This is a genomic window from Collimonas arenae (assembly GCF_001584165.1).
GTDB lineage: Bacteria > Pseudomonadota > Gammaproteobacteria > Burkholderiales > Burkholderiaceae_D > Collimonas > Collimonas arenae.
Window position 1 is genome coordinate 39,478 of sequence record NZ_CP013233.1, and the last position, 12,112, is coordinate 51,589.

Genomic DNA, 12,112 nt, shown 5'->3' on the forward strand with positions numbered 1-12,112 from the left:
CAGGATTGGGCTTCAGGAAGTTTCCTATGGGAATTTATTGTAGGTCAAATCGCCCGAGTCGGTCCACCAGACAATGCATGGAAGCATTTGATACCAGTATAAAAGCTGGTCTTGTTACAGGATGACAAGCCGATTACGCTGGGTGTACTGCATCGTCCTAATGCTTTCGCTGCCGCCAGCCAAGGCGTTATCTTGAAAATTGAAAAGAGGATCTCATGAAACGCTTCCACATCGCCCTTGCCGTTCGCAACCTCGATGAGTCCATCGCCGACTACAGCGTGCGCCTGGGGCAACCGCCGCATGTCGTGGTAATTGAAAAATATGCAATGTGGCGTACCGACTTGTTGAATTTCTCGATCAACCAGATGCCGGAGCGCGCCGGTCAATTGCGCCACATCGGCTTCGAGGACGACTCGGCGCAAGGATTTGCCAGTACAACGGATGTCAATGGCATCGAATGGGAGCGTTTTTCACCGCAGGCGCAGGATGACAAGATCGTCGAAATCTATGGCGTGCCGGTCGGCCGCTAGTCTGCCTGGTCGGCGCAGCGATGCCGAAAAATGGAAAGACCCGCAGGTGCTAGCACCTGCGGGTCTTTTTTTATCCGGATTGCACTTTTTTGCCCAAATGTCGCTGCGGCGCAGGTCATGACAGCATCAGAAGCGCAGAAACCTGTCGGTTCGAGATGGCGCGGATGTTGCGTTCAATATAGATTGACGCGCTGCTGCCGTCGCCGCTGCATATGTCGGTTGCAGCAATTTACAGCTAGCCCACAGCTGTCGAAAGGGCGTATTCTTGACATGTTGAATGTTAAATCTGACGGCAATTGAATCTGCCTTGCTATTGTTTGATTGGAGTTGTTTGAATGTCCGTAACATCCCGGCCGTGTATCACCGGCTATCACGCTCATATTTACTACAATATCGCGACATTGTCGCAAGCGCGTGCGTTGTGCGAGGAAGCAACTGAACGTTTTGGACTGGTCATGGGGCGCTTGCACCAGCGTCCGGTTGGTCCGCATCCGGACTGGAGCTGCCAGCTGGCTTTTGGCCCGGCGCAGTTCGGCGAAGTTATCCCGTGGCTGGCCTTGAATCGGGCCGGCCTGGTCGTATTCATCCATCCCGTGACCGGCGACGATCTGCTTGATCACAGCGATCATGCGATCTGGATGGGCGAGATGCGGCCGTTGAAGTTGTCGATTTTCTATGGTGCGACGGAAACATCCGAAATGTGATCCGGCGCGGCCATGCCGCCGCCGGGAAGCAGGAGGTTGCCATGCGCAATCGCGTTTCGAAGTGGCTGTTAATGGCCTTGGTCGTGGCTACGGGCCTAACATTGCCGGCTGTGCATGCGACGGCTGACGGCATAATTCAGATCAACCCGGGACGTGCCGACAAGCCTGGATTCCTGGTGATCATCGAATACCCGGGACAATACCAACTGAGCGGCAACCTGCGGGTGCCGGATGCCAATACCACCGCGGTCGAAATCAACGCCGACAATGTCACTTTGGACTTGAACGGCTACACCATCCAGGGGCCGGCGCGTTGCGTCAAGCCGATGGCATCCTGTACTCCGGCTGGCGGCGGCAACGGCGTGCACACGGTCAATCGCCGCAATGTCATGGTGAGGAACGGCAATATCCAGGGCATGGGCAATTACGGCGTTTATCTGGAGACCAGTTCCGGACGCATCGAGCGGCTCGTGTTGACCGGTAATGCCAACGGCGGCGCGGTGTTTTTCGGCGGTTCGATCAGCGACAGCATTGCCGAAGCGAATGGTGGTGACGGCATCTTTGGCGTCGATCTCAAGGTCCGGCGCAACGTGATTCGCAACAATTTCGGATATGGCCTCAAGGCCTTCGGGAAATCCGCCTCGCGCAACAACGAATTCATTGGCAACAACGGCAATGCTGTACAGAGCAATCTCAAGTCGGCGGTGGGCGACGGCAACACATGCAGCGCTACGGCCTGCCGCTAGGCACGCAACCGGCTGGAATTGCGGGTAAGATGGCTCGATTGGTTTTTTTCCCGCATTCATCCACAGGCGGTCAACATGAAAAATTGGATAAGACACAACAAGGGTTTCCTGGTGTTCCTGTTTCTCTTCGGGATTTTCCGCACCGCGATCGCCGACTGGAATCCGATACCATCGGGTTCGATGCGTCCCAATCTGGTGGAAGGTGACGTGGTGTTCGTCAACCGGCTCGCCTTCAATCTCAAAGTCCCGCTGACCAACATCGTGCTGACCCATCTGGGCGAACCGCAGCGCGGTGACGTCGTCACGTTTTTCTCACCCAAGGATGGCACCCGGCTGATCAAGCGGGTGATTGCGCTGCCGGGCGATACGGTGGAGATGCGCGATGAAAAGCTGCTGATCAATGGTCACGAAGCCGACTATGCAATGCTGGATTCAGCGCCCGAACCGCTCGATCATGGCGGCAGCATGGTTGCCGTGCGCCTGCGTGAGCAAATGGGAAGGGAGCAGCATCGCATCCAGGTGTTACCTGAGGCGAATGCCGGCCGCAATTTTGCGCCGGTGGTGGTGCCGGCCGACCATTACATGATGCTCGGCGATAACCGCGACAACAGCGCTGACTACCGCTACTTCGGTTTCGTGCCGCGCGAACTGTTGATTGGTCGCGCCGAACGGGTATTGGTATCGGCTGATATCAAAGGCAACTGGATGCCGCGCGCCGACCGTTTCGGCATGCAGATACGCTGAACTGCTGCGGCTTGACCGCGCGAAACGCTGCAAGTTAGTATGAGGGATGCTTAGTCCCCTCACCCATTCCTGTCACATCCTCCGCTTGCGCTGTTGTCGCACGCCATTCCCGCGGCGCGGCTGATCCGTCGCGCTCGTCCGCTTGTACCTTGCCAGGTGCATGTCACACTGGCATATCTGCAAAAAATTTTCGGAAAACAACAGCATGGAATTGCATCTGTACGACAGTTGGGAGCGGCGCGTCCGGCCTTTTGAAAGCATTGTTCCGGGGCGCGTGGGTTTGTACTGCTGCGGCCCTACGGTGTATGACTACGCGCACATCGGCAATTTGCGTACTTACATCTTCGAAGACTTGTTGCGCCGGACGCTGCAGTTCAACGGCTACCAGGTGCAGCATGTGATCAACATCACCGATGTCGGCCACCTGGTATCGGACGCCGACGATGGCGAAGACAAGATGGAAAAAGGTAGCCGCCGTACCGGCAAGAGCGCATGGGATATCGCGGCGTTCTACAGTGCTGCGTTCATGGCGGATTTCCACGCACTTAATCTGCTGGAGCCGGAAACCTGGTGCCGCGCCACCGAATACCTGCCGCAACAAATCGCTTTCATCGCAACGCTGGAACAGAAGGGTTATACCTATCGCACCGCCGACGGCATCTACTTCGATACCGCCAAGCAAAGCGATTACGGTTACATGGCGCGGCTGGATCGCCATGCGCTGCAGGCTGGCGTTCGCGTCGCGCTGGGCGACAAGCGCAGCGCCACCGATTTCGCGCTATGGAAATTCAGTCCGCCCGATGTGCAACGGCAGATGGAATGGGATAGCCCCTGGGGGCGAGGTTTTCCCGGTTGGCATATCGAATGCTCGGCGATGTCGGCAGCGCATCTTGGCAGCTGGTTCGATATCCATTGCGGCGGCGAAGACCATATCGCGGTCCATCACAGCAATGAAATCGCCCAGACCCAGGCTTGCCACGGCACGCGCCTGGCAAACTTCTGGATGCACGGCTATTTCTTGCAGACCGGCAGCGAAAAGATGTCCAAGTCCAGTGGAGAATTCCTGCGGTTGCAGACGTTGCTGGATCGCGGCATCGATCCGCTGGCTTATCGTTACCTGTGCCTGAGCGCGCACTATCGCAGCCAGCTGGAATTCAGCTGGGATGGATTGCAGGCAGCCGCCATCGGCTTGCAGCGTTTGCGTGATGCCTATCATCGCTGGCCGCAAGGTGGCCACGTCGACGACGCATGGTTGCTGCGTTTTCGCAGCGAGGTCAATAACGACCTGAATTTTCCGCGCGCGTTGGCGCTGATGTGGGAGCTGGTGCGTAGCGATAGCGACGCTGCGACCTGCAGGGCGACCTTGCGTGCGATGGATGACGTGTTGGGACTGGATCTGGATAATTGGCGTCCGGCGATTGTGGAAGTGCCGGAAGCGGTGACGCAGCTTGCCGCCCAACGCCAGGCCGCGCGCTCAGCGCGGCAATGGCAGGAAGCCGATCGCTTGCGCGAGCTGATCCGTGCGTCTGGTTTTCTGGTGGAAGATACTGCCGCGGGGCCTGCGCTGAAACCGGTGCTGCAAGGCGTGGCGCATGACAGCTGACATCACCGGTGCAAAGTGTCCTTTGCTAGCAATGCGCTGACGGCATACTCTTCATCGAGTAAGTCGTACCTCAGGAAAATTTGTCGAGGATGCTGTAGTACGCAACACCGGCCGCGATGTAGAAACGCTGCAGGCCGTGGAATGGGATCGGCTGTATCGTGCTGATCGGGAATGGGAATGTCGCATCCGTGTGCAGCAGGCGCTGCGCCAGGCAGCGGCCCATAGTTGAGGCCATCGCGATGCCGCGGCCGTTGTAGCCGAGTGCAATCGTCAGGCCAGCGGCGGGTTCGTGCACGTGCGGCAGGAAATCGCGCGTGATCGCTACTCGTCCGGCCCAGCGGAATTCGTATTCGATGCCGCTCAGCTGCGGAAACAGCAGTGCCAGCGATCGTTCCAGGTGGCTGAAATCCTGCGCTCCTTGCGGATCGGCAAACGGGCCGCGGCCGCCCATCAGCAGGCGGCCGTGGGCGTCGCGCCGGTAGTACAGCAGCAGGCGCCGCGAATCGGACACCACTTCGCGGCCGGCCAGGATGCTGTCGCCCAATTGTGCGGAAAGCGGCTTGGTGGCGACGATGAAACTATTGGCGGCAATCACCGATTGCTTGAGGCGCGGCCACAAATCACCGGTGTAGCCGTTGGTGGCGATCACCACTCGCTCGGCTGTTACGCTCAGGCCGGCGGCAGTGTCGACGCGCCATTGACCATCCTGCCGTTGCAGGCCGGATACCAGCGTGTTGCCATGGATGGCGGCGCCGTGCGATTGCGCCGCCCGCACCAGGCCGCGGCAATAGCTGAGCGGCTGGATGCTGCCGGCACGGCGGTCGATCCAGCCGCCGACGTAGGCCGGTGTGCCGATGCGTCGGGCAACGCCGTCGCGCGTCAGCACTTCAACCGGCGCGCCGCGTTCAGCCCATTGCCGGGCACGCTTTTCCAGCGTGCGCATCACCTTGTCTGAATGCGCCGGCTGGATCCAGCCGTTGCGGGTGGCATCGCATTCGATGCGATATCGGTCGATCAGGTCGTACACGGTATCGGCAGCCTTGCCGATGGTGTCGATCAGCAGCTCACCCTTTTTACTGCCAAACATCACGTTCAATTCGTCGGGATCGTATTTCAAGCCGGGAATCACCTGGCCGCCGTTACGGCCGGAGGCGCCCCAACCCGGTTCGGACGCCTCCAGCAGGCAGACGTCGACGCTGGCCTGGGCCAGATGCAGGGCCGTGGAGAGCCCGGTGAAACCGCCGCCGATGATGATCACATCAGCCTTGCGCGAGGCCGCCAGCGGCGGTGTCGGTGCGGCCGGCGCGGCGGTCGCCGCCCATAATGAAGGAGGCAACGCTTGTCCTGCAGTGATGTTGTTCATGCTGTGCTTTTTAATTTGACGCTGGCGCGCCGGCTTGCTGGCCCTGGTCCTGACCAAGTACGCGGCGCAGGAAATCCTTGGTGCGTGCATGTTGCGGCGCGCTCAATACCTGTTTCGCCGCGCCTTCTTCGACAATGGTGCCGCTGTGCAGGAAGCAAACGCGGTCGGCGACATCACGCGCGAAACCCATTTCGTGCGTGACAACGATCATGGTCATGCCGTCGTCGGCCAGGTTGCGCATGACGGCCAACACCTCACCCACCAGTTCCGGATCGAGCGCAGAAGTCGGCTCGTCGAACAGGATCGCTTTCGGCTTCATCGCCAATGCGCGAGCAATCGCCACGCGCTGCTGCTGGCCGCCTGACAGTTGATTCGGATAAGCATCGGCGCGTTGCGCCAGGCCGACTTTGTCGAGCAAGGCCAGCGCTTCTTTCTTTGCGGTAGCCGGTGCGATCTTGTTGACGTAGACCGGCCCTTCCATCACGTTCTCCAGTACGGTGCGATGCGGGAACAGGTTAAAGCGCTGGAATACCATGCCGACATGGGTGCGCAACTGGTGGATGGTGGACGATTTGCTGTCGACTCGTTCGCCTTCGATCAGGATCTCGCCGCCTTCATAGGTTTCGAGGCCGTTGATGCAACGCAGGACGGTCGATTTGCCGGAGCCGGATGGGCCGATCAGGCATACCACTTCACCAGCGGCGACCTGCAGCGAGACGCCTTTCAATACTTCGTGTTCGCCGAAGCGTTTGTGGATTTGTTTGACTTCAATCATTTCCGCTTCCCCTGTCCAAAGCGCGCCTCCAGCCGTCGCGTCAGCAGCACCAGCGGCAGGCTCAACAGCAAATACATCAACGCCACCATGGTGTACACGGTCATGTTCTGAAAGGTCGACGAGGCGATCATTTGCCCGGCGCGGGTCATCTCCAACACGGTGATGGTAGACACCAGCGACGAATCCTTGAGCATCATCACCAAGGTGTTGCCATACGGTGGCAACGCGATGCGAAACGCCTGCGGCAACACCACGCGGCGCATGATCATCGCTCTGCGCATGCCGATCGACTGTGCGGCTTCGATCTGGCCCGGATCAACCGCTTCGATACCGGCGCGGAAATTTTCTGCCTGGTACACCGAGTAAGCGATGCCGAGGCCGATCACGCCGGCCTGGAATGCGCTCAGCTGGATGCCCAGTTCCGGCAGGACGAAATAGATGTAGAACAGCTGCACGATGATCGGCAAGCCGCGGATGATGTTGATGAAACTGGCCGCGAACCATGACACCGGCCGTAGCTGCGACAATTTCATCAGCGCCAGGAGCAGGCCCAGCACGGTGCTGAGGATCAATGAGTAAAAGGTGACTTCCACCGTGACCACTGCACCGCGCAGTAGGATAGGCAAGAAATCCATGACGTTCTGGATCAGCATGAGTAACTTTTCAACGAGGAAGGAAGCGGCAGCGTGCCCGGACCTGGAGAGGGACGGGCAGATCGCTCGTGATTAGTTCAAATTCCACTGCTGGATGATTTTGGCCAGCGTGCCGTCGGCCTTGGCGGTTGCGATCGCCTTGTTGAGCCGTTCCAGTAACTGATGATCGCCCTTGCGCACGACCAGGCAGACATCGCCGACCAATGTCGGTTGGTATTCCTTGACCAGGCGCACTTGCGGATTGGCGCCTTGCGATAGCTGGTAGGCTACGATCGGGCGATCGCCGAAGCCTGCCTTGATGCGGCCCAAGGCGACGTCGCGCATCATGTCGGCGACGGCGTCATACACGCGCACTTCCTTGAAGCCGCCTTTCTTGTTGAGGGCGTCAATGAAAATCGTGCCGACCTGGGCGCCGACGATTTCGCCTTTCAGGTCGTCCAGTGTCTTGTAAGTGCGTTTGTCTTCCGCGTTGACGAACAGGCCTTCGCCATACGAATAGACCGGGTCGCTGAAATCGACGATTTGCGCGCGCGCCGCGGTTTTCAACATGGCGGCGGCGATGATGTCGATCTTGTTGGACGTGAGCGAAGGGATCAGGGCCGAGAACGGGGTTTGCTGGATGTTGACGCTGAAGCCGGCATTTTTTCCGACGGCGGTCACGGTATCAACCATCATGCCCTGCAGCTTGTTGGTTTTGACATCGAGAAAAGTGAACGGCACGCCGGTGGAGGTAGCGCCCACCGTGAACGAAGTCTGCGCGATGCTGGCCGAGGCGCCGGCGGCTGCCACCAGCAGGACGGTTGCCTTGGTGAGGCGTTGGATCAGCTGTTTCATGTATTTCCCCTCTGTGTGGAAGCCAGGCTGTTGACTGGCAGGTCCTGCAGTTGATGTCAAAAATCGCTGTGCAATTAAGTATATTCAATTTAATGATATCGTCAATAGATATTTATGTATCGATATTCGATATTTAAGGCTAATATTGAGTATAATTAATCATCGCGCAGAGTGAGAGATACCGATGAAGGACCAACCATCGCAAGAAGTTGCTGACGCTTTGTTCAACCAGTCGCTGGAAAAAGGCCTGGCGGTGTTGCGCGCGTTCGACGCCCGGCGCCGCACCATGACGCTGGCCGAAGTGGCCGAGGCCACTGCAATCACCAAAAGCTCGGCGCAGCGCATGATCTACACGCTGGAAGCGCTCGGTTATGTGAAAAAGCATGCGACCACGCGGCGTTACCAATTGACGCCGAAAGTGATGGAGATCGGCTACAACTACCTGGAAGCCGATACGCTGGTCGATGTCGCCAATCCGTTCCTGGCAGAGCTGGCCACCACCACCGGCGAAACCACCAACATGACGGAGCCGTACGAGACCCAGATGGTGTACGTGGCGCGCTTTGTCGGTCATCAATTCATTCCGATCCACATGCCGATCGGCAGCCGCATTCCGATGTATTGCACCGGTTCCGGCCGCGCCTACCTGAGCACGCTGGCGCCGGCCGATGCACGCGCACTGCTGCAGTCGGGACCGCTGACGGCCCGCACGCCGCATACCCGCACCAATGTCGACGACATCATGGCGTTGCTGGCGACGGCACGCGAGCGCGGCTACGCCTGCAACAACGAAGAACTGTTCCTGGGAGACATGACGATTGCAGCGCCGATCATCAGCAATCAAGGCGCGGCAGTGGCGGCGGTCCATGTGGTGACGCCGACCAGCCGCTGGACGCTGGAAGAGGTGGAGAAAAAAATCGGGCCGCTAGTGCTGGAATGCGCACGCTCGATCAGTAATTCGATCCGTACGCTGACTTGAATGGCAGTTGAATGGCAGTGTAATTAGCCATCGTTGCGTAAATACAGCAACTCCGTCATCCCCGCGAACGCGGGGATCCACATTGCGGAGTGGGGCCTTGAAAATGGATTCCCGCGTTCGCGGGAATGACGGAGAGCCGAGTCCGGGGCGGGACGCCGGGTCGGGATCCCCGAGCCGAAGCCAACTGCTTTATTTCGCAACCGGCATCGTGAACTCAGCACCCTTGCCAATGCTGTCCGGCCAGCGCTGCATGATGCTCTTGTAGCGCGTATAGAAGCGGATGCCTTCCTCGCCGTAGGCGTGGTGATCGCCAAACAGCGAGCGCTTCCAACCGCCGAACGAATGCCAGGCCATCGGCACGGGAATCGGCACGTTGATGCCGACCATGCCGACCTGGATTTGCCGCGAGAACGCGCGCGCCACGCCGCCGTCGCTAGTGAACAGGGAAACGCCATTGCCGAACTCATGGGCGTTGATCAGTTCGACCGCACGGGCCAGGTCCGGCACCCGCACCACCGCCAGCACCGGCCCGAAAATCTCTTCCTTGTAGATGGTCATGTCCGGCGTGACGTGGTCGAACAGCGTGCCGCCGACGAAGAAACCGTTCTCATGGCCGGTAACGCGCAAGCCGCGGCCATCAACCAGCAGTTTGGCGCCCTCTTCCACGCCCTTGGCGATATACGCCTCGACCTTGGCCTTGTGCGCGCCAGTGACCAGCGGCCCCATTTCCGAATCGGCCTGGTCGCCATTGCCGATCTTCAGCGCCGCCGCGCGCTCTGCCAAGCGCTCTACCAGCCGGTCGGCCACATCGCCGACCGCCACTGCCACCGAGATCGCCATACAGCGTTCGCCGGCCGAGCCGTAAGCGGCGCCGATCAGGGCGTCGACCGCCTGGTCGAGATCGGCATCCGGCATCACCACCAGATGGTTCTTGGCGCCGCCCAACGCTTGCACACGCTTGCCGTGTTTTGCGCCTTCAGTGTAGATATATTCTGCAATCGGTGTCGAGCCGACGAACGACAGTGCCTGCACATCAGGGTGAGCCAGCAGCGCATCGACCGCCACCTTGTCACCCTGCACTACGCTGAAAACGCCCTCCGGCAGCCCTGCTTGCTGCAGCAGGTCGGCGATCAGCAGGCTGGCCGACGGATCGCGTTCGGAGGGTTTCAGGACGAAGCAATTGCCGCAGGCCAGCGCTACCGGGAACATCCACATCGGCACCATCACTGGAAAGTTGAACGGTGTGATGCCGGCCACTACGCCGAGCGGTTGGCGCAGGTTCCAGTTGTCGATGCCGCCGCCGATGTTATCGGTGTGGCTGGTTTTCAGCAGATGCGGAATGCCGCAAGCGAACTCGACCACTTCGATGCCGCGCACCACTTCACCCTTGGCGTCGGAAAATACCTTGCCGTGCTCGCGCGTGATCAGCGCGGCCAGCTTGTCATGGTTCTGTTCCAGCAGCTCCTTGAACTTGAACATGATGCGCGCGCGGCGCAGCGGCGAGGTTTCGGACCAGGTTGGAAACGCCGCACGGGCGCTGGCAACTGCCTGTTCGACTTCCTTCACGGAAGCCAGTGCAACCTGGGCAACTACCGCGCCGGTGGCCGGGTTGTAGACGTCGGAATAGCGTTCGGAGCGGCCGGTGACTGGCGCGCCGTTGATGAAGTGATTGATTTGTGGTGTGTTCAATGAGGTGTTCAAAATATCGCCCGCAATATGGATTCTGATTATTTGGTTTCGTTGAGTGCTTCGCGCACAGTCGCAAAAATCCGTTCGATTTCTTCGGGCTGCACGATCAGCGGCGGCGAGAAGGCCAGGATGTCGCCGGTATAGCGCACCATCACGCCCTTTTCATAGCACCTGCGGAATACTTCATAGGCGCGCGCGCCGGGTGCGTCTGGCCGTGATTCGAGCTCAATGCCGGCCACCAGGCCGAGGTTACGGATGTCCTTGACGTGCGGCGCACCGGCCACGCCGTGGGCTGCCTTTTCAAACAGCGGCGCTAGCGTACGTGCCCGTTCGAACAAGCCTTCATCGCGATACAGGTCGATAGCGGCGATGGCGGCGGCTGCGGCCACCGGATGGGCAGAATAGGTGTAGCCGTGCATCAGCTCAATGCCGCCGACGGCGGTAGCCTGCACCACCGTATCGTGGATCTCGCGCTTGACTGCGACCGCGCCCATCGGGATCGCCGCGTTGTTGATGCCCTTGGCGAGCGTGATCAGGTCCGGCGTCACTTTGAAGTATTCACTGGCGGTGGCAGTGCCGAGACGGCCGAAGCCAGTAATCACTTCGTCGAAAATCAGCAGGATGCCGTGCTTGCTGCACAGCGTGCGCAGGCGTTCCAGGTAGCCCACCGGCGGCACCAGCACGCCGGTCGAACCGGCCAGCGGTTCGACGATGACAGCGGCGATGGTCGAAGCGTCGTGCAATGTGACCAGGCGTTCCAGTTCATCCGCCAGGTGCGCGCCCCATGCCGGTTGGCCTTTGCTGAAGCCGGCTTCGGCGATATTCAATGTGTGCGGCAAGTGATCGACGCCGGGTATCAGGTTGCCGGAAAACGCCTTGCGGTTGCCGACGATGCCGCCCACCGAAATACCGCCGAAGCCGACGCCGTGGTAACCACGTTCACGACCGATGAAGCGGGTGCGTTGTCCCTCGCCACGGGCGCGGTGATAGGCCAATGCGATCTTGAGGGCGCTGTCGACCGCTTCCGAACCGGAGTTAGTGAAAAAAATCCGGTCCAGTCCAGCCGGCATCAGCCCTGCCACTTTTTGCGCCGCTGTGAACGCCAGCGGATGGCCCATCTGGAACGACGGCGCGTAATCCATCGTGCCGATCTGGCGCGCCACGGCGGCCGTGATCTCTTCGCGGCAATGGCCGGCGTTGACGCACCACAAGCCGGCGGTGGCATCCAGCACCTGGCGGCCGTTGTCGGTCTGGTAATACATGCCTTTGGCCGAGACGAACAGCCGTGGCGCTTCCTTGAATTGCCGGTTGGCAGTGAATGGCATCCAGAATGCCGACAGGTCCTGATCCGATTGATGTGTGTTCACAGTGGGTTCCGCCGCAGTGGCGCAGTGGTTAATCATGCTGCCGATTATTGCAGTTACAATCCACATTGTTAGATACACTTGATACAAATCGCAAAAATTGTACTGTTGTGTTCGGCAATCTGTAC

At 59.5% G+C, this 12,112-nt stretch carries 12 protein-coding genes; 6 read left to right on the top strand and 6 right to left on the bottom strand.

Annotated elements, in window-relative coordinates:
• The first annotated feature begins 215 nt into the window (after positions 1-215).
• The 5 genes from CAter10_RS00155 (at position 216) to cysS (ending at position 4,327) form a co-directional block, all read left to right on the top strand.
• Positions 216-530: a VOC family protein gene (locus CAter10_RS00155; RefSeq protein WP_061531805.1), complete on the top strand. Its 315-nt coding sequence runs from the start codon at positions 216-218 to the stop codon at positions 528-530.
• Positions 531-865: 335 nt separating this feature from the next.
• Positions 866-1,234 (top strand): DOPA 4,5-dioxygenase family protein, encoded by a 369-nt coding sequence (locus CAter10_RS00160; RefSeq protein ID WP_061531806.1) that lies wholly within the window; start codon positions 866-868, stop codon positions 1,232-1,234.
• A 41-nt stretch (positions 1,235-1,275) separates the two neighbouring features.
• Positions 1,276-1,980 (top strand): right-handed parallel beta-helix repeat-containing protein, encoded by a 705-nt coding sequence (locus CAter10_RS00165; RefSeq protein WP_128082940.1) that lies wholly within the window; start codon positions 1,276-1,278, stop codon positions 1,978-1,980.
• Between the two features lie 75 nt (positions 1,981-2,055).
• The gene (gene lepB / locus CAter10_RS00170; protein WP_061531808.1) at positions 2,056-2,724 is read left to right on the top strand and encodes a signal peptidase I; all 669 of its coding nucleotides are present in this window, start codon (positions 2,056-2,058) and stop codon (positions 2,722-2,724) included.
• Between the two features lie 205 nt (positions 2,725-2,929).
• Positions 2,930-4,327, top strand: coding sequence for a cysteine--tRNA ligase (gene cysS, locus CAter10_RS00175; RefSeq protein ID WP_061535084.1), 1,398 nt, complete (start codon positions 2,930-2,932; stop codon positions 4,325-4,327).
• Between the two features lie 70 nt (positions 4,328-4,397).
• Here cysS and CAter10_RS00180 read toward each other — a convergent pair whose 3' ends face one another.
• The 4 genes from CAter10_RS00180 to CAter10_RS00195 all read right to left on the bottom strand — a co-directional run bounded on the left by CAter10_RS00180 (position 4,398) and on the right by CAter10_RS00195 (position 7,952).
• Positions 4,398-5,690 (bottom strand): NAD(P)/FAD-dependent oxidoreductase, encoded by a 1,293-nt coding sequence (locus CAter10_RS00180; RefSeq protein ID WP_061531809.1) that lies wholly within the window; start codon positions 5,688-5,690, stop codon positions 4,398-4,400.
• Positions 5,691-5,700: 10 nt separating this feature from the next.
• On the bottom strand, positions 5,701-6,465 hold the full coding sequence (locus tag CAter10_RS00185; RefSeq protein WP_061531810.1) for an amino acid ABC transporter ATP-binding protein: 765 nt from the start codon (positions 6,463-6,465) through the stop codon (positions 5,701-5,703).
• The gene (locus CAter10_RS00190) at positions 6,462-7,118 is read right to left on the bottom strand and encodes an amino acid ABC transporter permease (RefSeq protein ID WP_061531811.1); all 657 of its coding nucleotides are present in this window, start codon (positions 7,116-7,118) and stop codon (positions 6,462-6,464) included. Before CAter10_RS00190 ends, CAter10_RS00185 begins: the two co-directional genes overlap by 4 nt.
• Before the next feature lie 72 nt (positions 7,119-7,190).
• Positions 7,191-7,952 carry an ABC transporter substrate-binding protein gene (locus tag CAter10_RS00195; protein ID WP_061531812.1) on the bottom strand — a complete coding sequence of 254 codons (762 nt, stop codon included), beginning with the start codon at positions 7,950-7,952 and terminating at the stop codon, positions 7,191-7,193.
• A gap of 184 nt (positions 7,953-8,136) precedes the next feature.
• Between CAter10_RS00195 and CAter10_RS00200 the strand changes: the two genes are divergently transcribed.
• Positions 8,137-8,931, top strand: a complete 795-nt coding sequence (locus CAter10_RS00200) for an IclR family transcriptional regulator (protein ID WP_061531813.1) — start codon at positions 8,137-8,139, stop codon at positions 8,929-8,931.
• 189 nt (positions 8,932-9,120) lie between these two features.
• On the opposite strand, the gene CAter10_RS00205 is transcribed toward CAter10_RS00200, so the two are convergent.
• Entirely contained in the window at positions 9,121-10,620 is a 1,500-nt protein-coding gene (locus CAter10_RS00205) for a CoA-acylating methylmalonate-semialdehyde dehydrogenase (protein WP_197467162.1), read from the bottom strand.
• Positions 10,621-10,658: 38 nt separating this feature from the next.
• The gene (gene aptA, locus CAter10_RS00210; protein ID WP_470294979.1) at positions 10,659-11,987 is read right to left on the bottom strand and encodes an omega-aminotransferase AptA; all 1,329 of its coding nucleotides are present in this window, start codon (positions 11,985-11,987) and stop codon (positions 10,659-10,661) included.
• Between the last annotated feature and the right edge of the window lie 125 nt (positions 11,988-12,112).